Consider the following 12,810-nt stretch of genomic DNA (forward strand, 5'->3'; position numbering starts at 1 on the left):
TCTTTTGTGGAATAGTCGCAGGGTTGAACAATTAATGTATAAAAGATATTAAGTTATATGTATAGTGATTTTGTCGCTAATTTGTTAAAAATGATCGCGCATCACGTTAATGAAAAGGTGGGAATTAAACAGTCGAGGGCACAAGCATTATTCGGTATTTACGCTTCACGGTTCTTTAGCAATTGCTAACTGTTGGCCAATTGGCGGGTAAACAGGCACCCCGAATTGAGTTCGACGCTAAGTAGCAAGAATCGCTGCTGTTAAGCAACATTTTTGCAATATAATAATGTGATGTTAAACGCTGAACCTGAGCAGGTGAATGATGGAAATTGATCTCGATAATCTGGTCTTTGATGGACTGGAAGAAGCGCAAGAGCGTAATGCTGAACGTCTGGAAGATGCAGACAAGAAAGCGCAGGACATTATTGCTGATAATGACTGCGGCGACGCCTGTAAAATCTGATTTCCAAACCGGCGCAATGCCGGTTTTTTTACCGCCAGACTATGCCCCTCCTCTTATCTACATTTCCCATTGCGTTTACCCATTGTTAACACCGCTTTCACTAATAACATTTTGTAAATAGATAAGAATTTTTTCTTATTTTGTCCTGAACGTAAGTTATGGGAGCGTAAAAAGCACAAACCAAAAACGACAGGGATTTACATCATGATGGCAACGAAAACTTATCGCGCTAAAAAAACACTGCTGGCACTCGGCGTGCTGCTGGCCACCGGCATTGCCGCCTCGCAGGCTCAGGCTGACCAACTGGCCGATATCAAAGCCGCAGGCATAGTAAAAGTTGCGACATTCGACGCGAATCCACCGTTTGGCTCCGTCGATGCCAAAACGCATAAGATTGTCGGCTATGACGTTGATTTTGCTGAAGCGCTGGCAAAATCCCTCGGCGTAAAACTGGAACTGGTAGCGACTAATCCGGCAAACCGCATTCCGTTATTACAATCCGGTAAAGCCGATTTAATCGTGGCGGATATCACGATTACGCCTGAGCGGGCGCAGGTCATTGACTTCTCCGTCCCCTATTTTGTTACCGGGCAGCAGTTCCTGGTACCGGCCAAATCCCCGGACCAGCTCGATGCATACAGCAAAGCGCGAATCGGTGCGGTGAAAGGCACTACCGGTGAGCAGGCGCTACATCAGCGCTTCCCGCAGTCACGTGTGCTGGCCTACGACGATATTCCACTGGCGTTAACCGCGCTACGCAATGGCAATGTTCAGGCCATCACCCAGGACAGTACGATTCTGGCCGGTCTATTAAGCGGTGCGCCGGATAAAGCAGATTTCAAAATTCTGCCTGACCTGTTGAGCAAAGAAGAGATTGGCGTGGGAGTGAAAAAAGGTGAGCCAGCGCTGTTAAAAGCCGTCAATGATGAGCTTTTGAGGCTGGAATCTACCGGGCAGGCGGCAAAAATTTATGATGTCTGGTTTGGCCCTGAAACCAAAAATCCGCAACCCCGCGCCTTTAAAATAGAAGCGAAGTAATATGCTCTCAGCCCTGTTTCATCGTTGTGCAGTTTCCGCGGCGGATTTTAACCATTTGCGCCAGGCAAGCGTCGAACTGCGCAATGTCATCAAACAGTTTGACACTCACACCGTACTTAACGGCGTCAGCCTGTCAGTTGAACCCGGTGAAGTGGTGACTATTCTGGGCCCTTCTGGCTCGGGAAAATCCACGCTTATACGCCTTATCAACCAGCTTGAGTCGCTCAGCGGTGGCGAGATTTTCATTGATGACAAACCAATTAGTCAGTTGCGCGGGGCAGCATTACGCCAGTTACGCAGCCGTATCGGTTTCGTTTTTCAGCAATTCAATCTCTATTCGCATCTGACAGCGCATCAGAACATCTCGCTGGCGCTGGAATATGTTCACGGCTGGAACAAGGCGGCAGCCGCGCGTCGGGCACTCGAATTGCTGGATCAGGTGGGACTGGCAGAAAAAGCGAGCGCCTATGCCGCACAGTTGTCCGGTGGGCAGCAACAGCGCGTGGCCATCGCCCGCGCGCTGGCCTCATCGCCACAAATCCTTCTGTTTGATGAACCCACCTCCGCGCTGGATCCAGAAATGATCGGCGAGGTATTACAGGTGATGAAAAACCTGGCCCACAGCGGTATCACCATGATCGTCGTGACCCATGAAATGCATTTTGCCCGTGAGATTGCCGATCGCGTGGTATTCATCGATGGCGGAGAAATTCTTGAAGTGGCCGCGCCGGAGGATTTTTTCACCCGGCCACAGCACCCGAGAACCCAGCGTTTCCTGAAAAAAGTGCTCGACCCGTTACACCAGGAGTCATCGCTATAATGCTTGCAATGGACTGGCAGGGAGTGCTGAGCGGGCAACCTCTGCAATGGATAATTTCCGGTTTTCTCACCACGCTCTGGGTGACACTGGCAGGTGTCGTACTCGCCACGCTCATTGCCATCTTCCTACTCGGCCTGCGTCTGACGGGCAATCGCTTCAACAAAGCGGTGGTCAGTGTATGGGTTTCGGTGTTTCGCAACACGCCTTTACTGGTGCAACTGATGTTCTGGTATTTTGCCGCATGGAACTGGCTGCCCCGCAACGTCATTAGCTTCATCAATGCAGAGCATCCCTGGTCTATTCTGCCAGGCGATGTCTGGTGGTTAACACCAGAGTTTATCTGTTCAGCATGGGGGCTGGGCGTATTTACCTCGGCATTTTTGGTCGAGGAGATCGCCTCTGGTTTACAGGCGGTTTCTGCCGGACAACGTGAGGCTGCCGTGGCGCAGGGTTTTTCATCCTGGGCGACGTTTCGTCACATTCTGCTTCCTCAGGGACTGGCGAACGCCTGGCAACCCATTGTTGGGCAATACCTTAACCTGATGAAACTTTCCTCGCTTGCCAGCGGTATTGGATTTGCTGAGCTAACCTACCAGGTGCGGCAAATTGAGAGCTACAACGCGCACGCGCTGGAAGCCTTTGCTGTTGGCACTGCGCTCTATCTGTTCACAGGCATCGTTCTGGGTATGCTGCTTACGCGTCTTGGCCCACGACCTGCATCGGGTAAATCGTCCAAGGTTAAAACGCGTATCTTCAGCGTCAGGAGCATACTGCATGATCGCTAATATTTCGGTCATTACCGACAATCTTGATTATCTCCTGTGGGGACGGGTGGCCCAGGGACAACCCGGCGGCGTTCTGCTCACGTTGTTAATGGCTCTCGGCGCGGCGCTGCTGGCCTTGCCTGGTGGGATAGTTCTTGCCTGCTGCGCCTGGCGTTTTCCAGGCACGGTTCGCAACGGGTTGTTTATCTGGGCGGAGTTTATTCGCGGCATTCCGCTAATCTTTGTGATTTTCTGGATGTGGTATTTGCTACCCATGCTGACCGGAAGCGATCTCCCCGGAGCCGTTACCGTGACGCTGGCGCTGGCATGGTTCACCGCTGCCTCGGTCATGCACTCAGTGTATGCAGGAATTAGCGCGCTGCCTGGCGGGCAATATGATGCTGCCGTGGTTCAGGGTTTTCGCCCGTATCAGGCCCTGTGGCTTATCTTATTGCCGCAGGTGCTGCGTAACGTACTGCCATCGCTAACGGGTATTTTTATTGGATTACTGAAGGACACGTCGCTGGCGTTTATCGTTAACGTGCCGGAACTCACAACGGTTGCGGGCCAGGTTAACAGCCGGGTACAAATCTATCCGGCAGCCATTTTTATTTTTACGGGACTGGTCTATTACCTGCTGTGCCTGAGTCTGGAGAAAATCACCCAACGCCGCTTCGCGTTAAAATGAGATCACGGCTCAACATTCCACAAACTGGTGGTCTTCGTTGAGCCGATATTTCACGCCCGCCTGAATGTTATTTTCCCCCTCAACGGCAAGCGCAAAACGCATTCTCTCACCATCGTGATAGGCCAGCGCCGCGCAGCCGCCGGGACCGAGTATTATCGAATCGACAACACCGGTACTGGCAACAACGGCGTTCTCTCCGCTGGCAATAATGTGGATGTTGTCGGCGCAGTTGGCGATTTTAGACTCTGCGCCAAAACAGGCCAACTGAGTTAAATCACCACCGCAGGCAATCCGGTTTCTGTCGCCGAGCGAACTGATGCGTACGCGCATGCCGGTACTGGCGATACGCGTCCCGTCACCCACGCTACTGATACGTGCCGAATTTCCCGCAACCGCAATTCGCCCGCGATCGCCTGAACTGCCGATATGCGCGTTATAGCCTACGCTACCAATACGTGCGCTGTAACCTGCGCTGGCGATCTGTGCGGCATACCCGGCGCTGGTGATTTTAACGTTATCGCCTGCACAACTGAATCGGGCATTATCTTCCGCACTCGCCAGCGGAGGGCTGATTTCCCCCGCCGTTTGCACACGGGAAATATTCCCCATCGCGCGAATATCCTGCTGGGCAAAACTCGCCTCTTCCCGCCATTTTGACCAGCCGTATTCCACCAGGCTATTTGCCCAGTCTGTATACCCTTCCCGCTGGAGCGCACGATGGACATCAGCATAGCTTCCGCCAGTTGGAAACGCGCGTAGAAACCAGCGATACATTACGGGCCCAACGCGCCAGGCCCGTAAGTCACTTCGCGTAATCATCATCGCTTAATGCCGGTGATAGCCATCCACCATACACTTGAAGGTTTCGCCCGGCGTACGTCCTGTCGTGCAGAGATAAAGATGCCCAAAAATGAAAAACAGACTGATTATTGCCAGCGCGAAGTGCGCCTGGAGCAACCAGTAACGCACGCCGGGGAACAGGTCACCGACAACCGTCGGATAGAGCGATAACAACCCTGAGATCAGCAGCAGTGGCAGTAAGCCATACATCACGCCAACATAGGCCGCCTGCTGTAGCGGGTTGAATTTAGAACGCTTTGATGCCGGGAATGGGTGTGACTCGCCCTGCATAATGCCAAACAGGTAAAAACGCGTTTGTCTTTGCGCTCGTCCGATCCAGCCCTGACGTTGAATAATATAGTGATGCCCGTTGCCGCCAATCAGATTGATCAGGACAAAGCCAATCCAGCAAGCGAGCAGCAAAAAGCCGCAGACCTCATGCACGGTAAGCAGGCTTTTCATCACCGACGCACTGACGACGGAAAAGTGATTGACCAGGCCACTGACCAGAAGTAGCAGAAATAGCAGCGCATTCGACCAGTGCCACAAACGAACGGCCTTCGAGTATAAATAGACTTTCTCACCGTGCCCTGCCGACGCTTTATGTGCGGCCCGAAAGCGCAGCATGGCGTGTAGCGCCAGCACCAGCCACATCCCCACCAGCATTAACCCGGCGATGACCAACCACACAGGCCAGTAGTCCGGTGAAAACAGGGGAACATACTGCGCAAGCTGGGCGTGAAACTGTTCGGCATTCTGCGACGCGTTCATACATTTTCCTTTTTAATCAAATGTTGACCGAACCGACGATACAGATGGGGTTTCCCGGCGCCTGCAAGTTGATGCTCGTAATACTTATTTTCTCTCAACCAGGTCTGAATTTCCGGGCTATCTTCGCGACCAAAAATCAGCGCATGTTCCGGGCAGGCGTTAACACAGATCGGCGGGAAACCTTTCGCCAGACGTGACTCAGCGCAGAAGTCGCATTTATCCGCCACTTTGGTCTGCGGGTTGAGATAGCGCACCTGATAAGGACACGCGCCAATACAGTAACTGCAGCCGATACAGGAAGACGTGTCTACCCGCACAATGCCGTTGTCATCTCGCCATGAGGCGCCGGTCGGACACACCTCAATACAGGGGGCATCATCACAGTGCTGGCAGGACTGACGGAAGTAGTGATACAGCGTTTCGTTGTCGTTGTCCGAAACCGGAATATGAGCTATCGACAAACGGCTACCCTGCGCAGGAACATGGTTGGTTTTCCTGCATGCGCGGGCGCAGATATTACATCCGTTACACAGTGATTCATCGTGAATCATGACGTAATGTACGTCTTTAGAACTCCTGGTACTCGCTAACAGATTTTGACCTGGGCCAGTGAAAAAAATCACCGTCCCCATGCCAATGACAAATTTTCGTCGGGTGAAGGACATCGGGTTATCCTCTAATACTGTGACAGTGGTCGTCCACACGTTCCATGACATCAACCTGAATAATTCAGGGGTTCTGATACTGCTCAACCTCAAGCCATTCGCACAGGCCGTACGCTTTGCCATAACTCATAAAACGTTCGCTGAACAAATAAGGCTCCGCATTTGACGATTCCACAGTCCGTATATCTGCATAATCAGGATGCGTTTCCATGGTCGTGAGTGCAGCGGCAATCTGTTGAGACTCAAAGCGATACGGCGGTTGCGTCAACATGGCGACCTTATAAGGGCGAGGATACGTTCGACAGTCGAAGCGTACCGCCTCGGCAATCGCACGGCAGATGTCGTTTTCCACCACCTGCACACACATGTCGGCGTAATTTGCCGTCATGGTTTGCGTCGAATAGAAATATGCTTCTTCCGCACCCTGCACACAGGTGATATCCGCACCATTCGCGTCCTGGCCCAGCACATCCAGCAGCGCGGAAAGATCGGTTTCAGGAACCGAATAAGGCGGCAGCAAAAAGACACTGCGCGCCACCAGTTGCCCCGATGCTGAATGCTGACGGATAAAATCTGCCACAATCGACTCCGGGCTGGCTGGTTCCTGAACCTGGGGCGCATTCATCTGTTCTACAGGCGGGTGAAACGCCTGCAGCCACTGTCTCTTTCGGCTATCCACTTCGTCAGGAAACGCCTCAACGGGGGTCAGAACGTCGCTCACGTTAGTCATCTCGCATTCCTTACGCCGGCAACAGATCTTGTGCAGCCAAATCAGCGGCTACATCTTCAAGTCCGAGTCGGTTCAGGGTTTCACGCGTTGGGCAACCCAGCTCTGGATCCCAGCCCATTTCCTGATAGAACATCGTCAGCGACTGACGCATATCCTCCCGGTCCATCTTGTCGGTCCCTTCAGTGAAGACCGGGATCTTCGGATCTTTATCAAACACCCAGGAGCAGATGAGATCATGCTCATTGCGCATATCTTTGGTTTGCATCAATTTGACCGTATAGGCACGGTGCAGGGTAAAGATGCGTTCAGCGGCCAGATCCAGACTCTCCTGCGTGGTTTCATCGCCGGTGACCGCCTGGAAGAATTTTGCTTCCAGATCCAAATCGCCGCGATAGTTACGGCTCTTGAGTGGTGAAACCGTCATCGGCCACACCCAGTTGCACAGCGTAACCGCGTTATGCAGACAGACTTTCAGCAGCGTCCATTTGGCATATTTGATCTTGGCGGCATTGATCGGGGTGTAGTTTTTGGTTTCGTCGTATGCATCCTGCGAACCAAATAGCTCGCCCGCCACTTCGCGCTGTAATTTCAGCGGTAAACCGGAACCGATGAAGTTGATATGGGTGTGCGCCATACAGTCACGGTTAAACATACAGTTAGTGATCGCCCCCACCTGTGCAGAGGCCTCGTTTGCATGGTGGACAGGGAAACCAAACGGCGACCACAGTTTATTTTTGGCATAACCCCAGTACTCTTCGCCCAAATTCCAGCGTTCAGCAATGGCATACGATCCGTCCGCAAGATGGCTGAGTTCCCCCGCGCGATGCGCCAACCGGTAGTAAAAATCTTTAATAAAATGAGGATCGCCCGCTTCCAGCTGATCCCAGCGGATCTCCGCATACTCTTCAGCTGGCAGTACGCGCTTAAAGACGCCTTTCGAATAGCAGTAAGTAAAATCACGGTGCAACTGTCCGTAGTTACACCAGATGCCATAATCGTCAAACAGGTTCAGACCAATCAGATTTCCCACCACGCGCCCATCGTCTTTATCGTCGAAATCTTTCGGGCCATTGGGGAAAATGGTGGTGTGGACAAAGTTCGCCACGCAGGTGTTACCGCCGGTACTTGGCACACCAAAATCTTTCACACGCGGGACATTGAGCTGCGACATACAGCGAATGGGGCATGAATGGCAGCCGCTCATTTTGACCGTGTATTTCTCAGCGGCTGGCCCCAGATCGAACACGGATTTATAGGTACGGAAACCCACGGTATTCTGGTTACCCGGCGGGATTTCCCCGGTTTCGATTGGTCCCCCTTCTGCCGCGCCCCAGAACAGTCCCTTACGGGCCGTCCAGCGCGAGTTTGGCGAAGAGTATTCTGCCCAGGCCTGCGGGGTGCTTGGCACAACGTGGTTGTTGTTGGCACCGATGAGCTCGGTCATCATGTAATCATTGAGCCGCTTCATCTCTTTACGATCGGCAATATTAACCCCTTTGGTCCCTTCTACCGCAATAGCCTTCAGGTTTTTCGACCCCATTACCGCGCCAGTACCGGCGCCTCCGCTGTGGTTGCGACTGTTGATCATGCAGGAGAGCGGCACCAGATTTTCACCCGCCTGACCAATAGCGGCGACGCAGGTTTCCGGGCTGGTAATGCGGCAAATCTCTTCGGTTGTGGCGCGCGTTCCCTTACCCCACAGGAAATCGGCTTTTTCGATGCTGACCTTTTCGTCTTTAATGTTGATCCAGACAGGCGTCGCGGACTTGCCTTCGATAATAATGGCGTCGTAACCGGCGAATTTCATTTGCGCAGCAAAGAAGCCGCCCATATGAGCATCCACCACTAAATTGCCTTTGGTAAAAGTCGATAAGGAGGTGATATTGACGCGGGAGCTACAAGGGGCACCAGAGCCCGTTAATGGCCCGGTGGCGAAAACCAGTTTATTCCCTTCATCAAAAGGCATGGTGCCTGGCGGGACTTCGTCGTACATAATTTTATAACCAAAGCCCATCCCGCCGACAAATTTTTTAAATTTACTGGAATCTTCAAGGGTGATATTCCCCGTGGTGAGATTGACCCGTAAAATATTACCTGTCCAACCATTAGCCATCATGTTTTCCTTTGCAAGAAGGTTTAATAGATATACCCGCCATCCTTCAGGCAGTTTTTTTTGCAAAACTGCGATATTTTTGGCAATTAATGACGCGTATCAGGTATGCCTGCTATCTATCAAACAGTAATATCTTTCCACTCGATAATTTTTAATGCCCCAGTCGGACAAGCATTGGCGCACTCCCCACATAACACACATTTTGAGGATTTTTTTGTTTCGGTATTCACGGTCGCCATCATCCACGGGCAGGCGGTGGTACAAGCGCTACAGCCAATACAACGTTTATGATCCACCGCAATACAGCCGTCTTCCTGTTTCCAGGTAATAGCGCCAATGGGGCAGACCTTCATGCATTGCGGATCTTTGCACTGACGGCAGGTATCAGCGGTATAGTTTAAATCGCCATAAAGTCCGCCACCGGACCCGACGCCATCATCGCCAAAGAAGAAGTTGCGATGGATTTTTATACGGGAAAAGAAAGTCCCCACGGCACCATCGTTATAGTTGGTACAGGAAATTTCACAGCGGTGGCAGCCAGTACAGCGCGCTCGCTGGGTCACCAGCACCCCTTTCGGCGTATTGATAAGCCCCACGGTACCGCTGTCGATATCTTCCTGCTTACAGCCAAAAAGTGATAACAGTGCAGGGGCGATGGTTAATCCCGCCAAACCTTTTCCTGATATCCGCAGAAATTCAAGCCGCGTTAAACCACAATCTAAAAATGGACGATCAACCTGATTCATTTATTTCGCATCCTCTTCGCAAACGCTGTGTTAGCAACACCTCCGGGCTAAATTAAACCCGTGCAACTCAAGCCATTTCGGGCGGTTAATGTTGCCAACAACACGTAAATTTTTGCCCTAACCTGATCGCGTAAAATGACGGTGGTTAAACTGAATGAATCTAATCCTTTAGGGTTAGGCGTAAAGATAATGTGGTTATTCAGCGCTCATAGTTTTGATCGTCATCAATTAAAAAACGGAAGGGAAATAATAAATGCGGAGTGAGATTTATTATCATTAAGATAAGTTGAAATAATATTTCACATGCTTTGCAAATATTTGTGACTCTACTCGCATGTATATTTTAATATATCATTCGGAATATAACTCAATATACAGCGAAGGTTACTCTTCTAATTGCAGCACTAAATTATTTATATTGATAGATTAACGTGACGAGAATAAAAGGACGGCGAACGAGACCACCATCCTCTTTTTGTGGATTAACCGGCTAATGCTTTAATGACGGTCTCAATAGCCTGTTTTTCTAACTCGCTGCGCTTCACGCGCTGGTTGGCGAGGGTGGTTCTCAGTACTCCCGCAATGACGATATGCTTAGGCTCTTGTCCCAGATCGCGCATTTCCAGCACTACTTTACCGACTACTCTGCACATTTCACGGTACAACTCATCGTCTTTGGTCTGATTTCCCATTTTTTCCCGCTCGTCATTAACTCAAACCAACAGCATATATCAGTCTGACGGATTAGACAAAATTCAATGAAAATCAAATAAATGTCATAAATTTACTGAATCCTCTGCAGTCGATTAACCAGTTCAGCAAGACTCCCCGCCTGCATTTTTTCCATCACCCGCGCCCGATGAACCTCAACCGTGCGCACGGCAATATTCATGGCATCAGCAATTTCCCGATTCATTAACCCTTTTGCTACCAGTTGCGCCAGCTCTCGCTCCTTTGGCGTAAGCTGCTGATAGCAAACCACGATCTCTTGTCGCGAAAAGGCGGCGTGAGAAATCTGCACTGCATGCTCTAACGCCGCTTGCAGAGGCGCGGCGGAAACCGGCTTTTGCAAAAAATCGACCGCACCGCGTTTCATTTGTTCAACCGCCATCGGCACATCGCCATGCCCGGTGAGAAATACCACCGCCAGCGTACTCTCACGCTGGCGCATGGCTTCATGCACAGCATGCCCATCCATTACAGGCATACGCATATCCAGCAAAAGTACGCCCACCTGGTGCAGATTTGCCTCGGTGAGGAATGTTTCGCCTTGCTCCCAGCAACACACCTCATATCCCAGACTTTCCAGTAAAAACGCGCAAGCCTGGGTGACGGCAATATCGTCATCCAGCAGATGAATGATTGCCACGACGGCCTCCCTCCGGGTTTTGCTTAAAATGTAATGTCACCACCACGCCCGCTTTTTCATCTGGAGCCTGATGATTTTTGATCTCAATGTCTCCGTTTGCGTAGCGCACCAGCCGCTGACAAATGGCTAGCCCCAGCCCCATGCCCTCTTTACGGGTGGTCATAAACGGCTGAAAAGCCTGGTACAGCTGCATCTCATCAATACCTCCGGCGTTATCCTGCACCTGAATACTCACATCACCATCCTCACGCTGAGCGCTAAACCACACGGTGGTTGCCCCCGCCTGGGCGGCGTTGAGAACCACATTGGCCAGTACCTGTTCGAGGAGAACACACGGCAACGTTAATGTTAACGCCTTACCGATCTGCGTTTGCAGCGCTACCGCCGGAAATTGCTGGGGCATGCGTAATAATTGCCAGACGTGATGGATAGCATCGTGAACGTTAACAACTTGCCAGTCATCGGTCATCACCGGATTGCCCTGTGCCTGGCTGACCCACTGGCGAAGATTGTGCAGCGTATCAGCCCCCCGCTGCGCCTGGGTATCAATGTGTTCCAGCGCGGGCAGCAGTGGATGCTGTTGATCCTGATTACGCAGGCGGATCAGACAGCCCTGCGCATAATGACGGATAGCCGATAGCGGCTGATTGAGCTCGTGGGCAAAACCCGACGTCATCTCGCCAAGCACGCTCATTTGGCGAGCGGTTTCCAGCTCCTGTTCCTGTTTGCGCAACAATACGTTGTTTTGCTCCAACTGCCTGCCGCGTCGGCGGACCAGCAACATCACCCAGATGTAATTGAGCGTCAACAACAACAAGACAAGAGCCGCGGCCCCCATCGCCAGCCGATGTTGAATAAACCAGCTTTTGACATCCAGCCACAGCTGGCGCTGCTGCGGATGCTGGCGGACATCGCGCAGCAACGCTTCCACCTCGCGGGTCGAGGCGGGCGCCCCCCAGCGAAACGTCGCGTTCTGCGGCGCATTGAACAGGGCCCGCGTGACGCGATCGGCCAGCTCGTCGCTTACCGCAGGCAGTGCCGCAAATGACCAGTCAGGATAGAGCGGCGTACTGGTTAAACAGGGAATCGACGTTGGATGGTTAAGCACGGCCGTAAAATCTGTTTTACGAATAAGCCCTTCTTCGTCCATTTTTTCCAACAGGCACACCGGCACAATCACTGCCTGCACGGCTTTTTCGCGTAATAAATAGAGTAAGGCATCGGCTGGAAATCCGGTAAACGTCAGGCGCAAATCGCGCTCCGGGCGCAGGCCGGCATCGCTGAGCGCTTTATATCCCAGCAAATAGCCGCCAAATGCCTGAGCGTCAATGGCACCCACCGTTTTGCCGATCAGATCGTGTGCGGAGGTTATCCCGCTATCGCGCCTGACGAGGATCGCGCTGCCAATCACATTACTGGTGGCTTTCCCCCCGCGAGTAGAACGGAGTGACGCCAGCCAGCGTAGCGCAGCGCGGCTGTTTAGTTGAACAAATTGCGCCGGATTAGTGACCACAAATTGTACCGTTCCACGATTCACCGCCTCCTGCATCTGCCGCAGGTCCAGTGGTTGAATGTGAAACTGTTCGCCGGGAATTTGCTGATTCAACAGGGTTTCCAGCGGCTGCCAGTGATTACGAGTGGAGACCTCCCCACGCATCGCCAAAACGCCAATGTTCCACGTCTGGGCCCTGACCACACCGCTTAGCATCCATAGCGACACCAGCACCGTCAGACATTTTGCTACGTTGCGTCCCACTCAATTATCCCTGTCAATTATGTTGTTTTAGATCAACAACAAGCCGG

The 12,810-nt window shown here is 52.0% G+C and carries 14 protein-coding genes; 5 read left to right on the forward strand and 9 right to left on the reverse strand.

Annotated elements, in window-relative coordinates:
* Positions 1 to 322: 322 nt before the first annotated feature.
* From ABIE10_RS03645 to ABIE10_RS03665, 5 genes are all read left to right on the forward strand, one after another.
* A complete protein-coding gene (locus ABIE10_RS03645) occupies positions 323 to 463 on the forward strand; it encodes a hypothetical protein (protein WP_016152930.1) in 141 nt (46 codons plus the stop codon).
* Positions 464 to 667: 204 nt separating this feature from the next.
* Positions 668 to 1,501, forward strand: coding sequence for an ABC transporter substrate-binding protein (locus ABIE10_RS03650; RefSeq protein WP_049281875.1), 834 nt, complete (start codon positions 668 to 670; stop codon positions 1,499 to 1,501).
* Position 1,502: 1 nt separating this feature from the next.
* A complete protein-coding gene (locus ABIE10_RS03655; protein WP_016156382.1) occupies positions 1,503 to 2,321 on the forward strand; it encodes an amino acid ABC transporter ATP-binding protein in 819 nt (272 codons plus the stop codon).
* Entirely contained in the window at positions 2,321 to 3,106 is a 786-nt protein-coding gene (locus ABIE10_RS03660) for an amino acid ABC transporter permease (RefSeq protein ID WP_235116768.1), read from the forward strand. Before ABIE10_RS03655 ends, ABIE10_RS03660 begins: the two co-directional genes overlap by 1 nt.
* Positions 3,096 to 3,773, forward strand: a complete 678-nt coding sequence (locus ABIE10_RS03665; RefSeq protein ID WP_016156380.1) for an amino acid ABC transporter permease — start codon at positions 3,096 to 3,098, stop codon at positions 3,771 to 3,773. The genes ABIE10_RS03660 and ABIE10_RS03665 overlap by 11 nt, the downstream gene beginning before the upstream one ends.
* A 9-nt stretch (positions 3,774 to 3,782) precedes the next feature.
* On the opposite strand, the gene ydhT is transcribed toward ABIE10_RS03665, so the two are convergent.
* From ydhT to ttrS, 9 genes are all read right to left on the reverse strand, one after another.
* A complete protein-coding gene (gene ydhT, locus ABIE10_RS03670; RefSeq protein WP_316147537.1) occupies positions 3,783 to 4,595 on the reverse strand; it encodes a protein YdhT in 813 nt (270 codons plus the stop codon).
* A gap of 3 nt (positions 4,596 to 4,598) precedes the next feature.
* Positions 4,599 to 5,384, reverse strand: a complete 786-nt coding sequence (phsC, locus tag ABIE10_RS03675; protein ID WP_016152924.1) for a thiosulfate reductase cytochrome B subunit — start codon at positions 5,382 to 5,384, stop codon at positions 4,599 to 4,601.
* Positions 5,381 to 6,049, reverse strand: coding sequence for a 4Fe-4S dicluster domain-containing protein (locus tag ABIE10_RS03680; protein ID WP_016152923.1), 669 nt, complete (start codon positions 6,047 to 6,049; stop codon positions 5,381 to 5,383). Before ABIE10_RS03680 ends, phsC begins: the two co-directional genes overlap by 4 nt.
* 64 nt (positions 6,050 to 6,113) lie before the next feature.
* Entirely contained in the window at positions 6,114 to 6,779 is a 666-nt protein-coding gene (locus ABIE10_RS03685) for a YdhW family putative oxidoreductase system protein (RefSeq protein WP_131379214.1), read from the reverse strand.
* A 10-nt stretch (positions 6,780 to 6,789) separates the two neighbouring features.
* Entirely contained in the window at positions 6,790 to 8,892 is a 2,103-nt protein-coding gene (locus ABIE10_RS03690; RefSeq protein ID WP_429155484.1) for an aldehyde ferredoxin oxidoreductase, read from the reverse strand.
* A gap of 119 nt (positions 8,893 to 9,011) precedes the next feature.
* Entirely contained in the window at positions 9,012 to 9,638 is a 627-nt protein-coding gene (locus ABIE10_RS03695) for a ferredoxin-like protein (RefSeq protein WP_016152920.1), read from the reverse strand.
* Between the two features lie 482 nt (positions 9,639 to 10,120).
* The gene (gene fumD, locus ABIE10_RS03700) at positions 10,121 to 10,330 is read right to left on the reverse strand and encodes a fumarate hydratase FumD (RefSeq protein WP_003029345.1); all 210 of its coding nucleotides are present in this window, start codon (positions 10,328 to 10,330) and stop codon (positions 10,121 to 10,123) included.
* Positions 10,331 to 10,422: 92 nt separating this feature from the next.
* Positions 10,423 to 11,007 carry a tetrathionate respiration response regulator TtrR gene (gene ttrR, locus ABIE10_RS03705; RefSeq protein ID WP_019076688.1) on the reverse strand — a complete coding sequence of 195 codons (585 nt, stop codon included), beginning with the start codon at positions 11,005 to 11,007 and terminating at the stop codon, positions 10,423 to 10,425.
* Positions 10,982 to 12,715, reverse strand: coding sequence for a tetrathionate respiration histidine kinase TtrS (gene ttrS, locus ABIE10_RS03710; protein ID WP_087121883.1), 1,734 nt, complete (start codon positions 12,713 to 12,715; stop codon positions 10,982 to 10,984). The genes ttrR and ttrS overlap by 26 nt, the downstream gene beginning before the upstream one ends.
* Positions 12,716 to 12,810: the final 95 nt, after the last annotated feature.

It is taken from the genome of Citrobacter sp. 506 (assembly GCF_050434985.1).
In the GTDB taxonomy this organism is placed as follows: domain Bacteria; phylum Pseudomonadota; class Gammaproteobacteria; order Enterobacterales; family Enterobacteriaceae; genus Citrobacter; species Citrobacter braakii.

What these genes read in the sequence shown, in the direction of transcription:
- ABIE10_RS03645 (WP_016152930.1), top strand. Translation starts at nt 323, where the DNA reads ATGGAAATTGATCTCGATAATCTGGTCTTTGATGGACTGGAAGAAGCG.
- ABIE10_RS03650 (WP_049281875.1), top strand. Translation starts at nt 668, where the DNA reads ATGATGGCAACGAAAACTTATCGCGCTAAAAAAACACTGCTGGCACTC.
- ABIE10_RS03655 (WP_016156382.1), top strand. Translation starts at nt 1,503, where the DNA reads ATGCTCTCAGCCCTGTTTCATCGTTGTGCAGTTTCCGCGGCGGATTTT.
- ABIE10_RS03660 (WP_235116768.1), top strand. Translation starts at nt 2,321, where the DNA reads ATGCTTGCAATGGACTGGCAGGGAGTGCTGAGCGGGCAACCTCTGCAA.
- ABIE10_RS03665 (WP_016156380.1), top strand. Translation starts at nt 3,096, where the DNA reads ATGATCGCTAATATTTCGGTCATTACCGACAATCTTGATTATCTCCTG.
- ydhT (WP_316147537.1), bottom strand. Translation starts at nt 4,595, where the DNA reads ATGATGATTACGCGAAGTGACTTACGGGCCTGGCGCGTTGGGCCCGTA.
- phsC (WP_016152924.1), bottom strand. Translation starts at nt 5,384, where the DNA reads ATGAACGCGTCGCAGAATGCCGAACAGTTTCACGCCCAGCTTGCGCAG.
- ABIE10_RS03680 (WP_016152923.1), bottom strand. Translation starts at nt 6,049, where the DNA reads ATGTCCTTCACCCGACGAAAATTTGTCATTGGCATGGGGACGGTGATT.
- ABIE10_RS03685 (WP_131379214.1), bottom strand. Translation starts at nt 6,779, where the DNA reads ATGACTAACGTGAGCGACGTTCTGACCCCCGTTGAGGCGTTTCCTGAC.
- ABIE10_RS03690 (WP_429155484.1), bottom strand. Translation starts at nt 8,892, where the DNA reads ATGGCTAATGGTTGGACAGGTAATATTTTACGGGTCAATCTCACCACG.
- ABIE10_RS03695 (WP_016152920.1), bottom strand. Translation starts at nt 9,638, where the DNA reads ATGAATCAGGTTGATCGTCCATTTTTAGATTGTGGTTTAACGCGGCTT.
- fumD (WP_003029345.1), bottom strand. Translation starts at nt 10,330, where the DNA reads ATGGGAAATCAGACCAAAGACGATGAGTTGTACCGTGAAATGTGCAGA.
- ttrS (WP_087121883.1), bottom strand. Translation starts at nt 12,715, where the DNA reads ATGCTAAGCGGTGTGGTCAGGGCCCAGACGTGGAACATTGGCGTTTTG.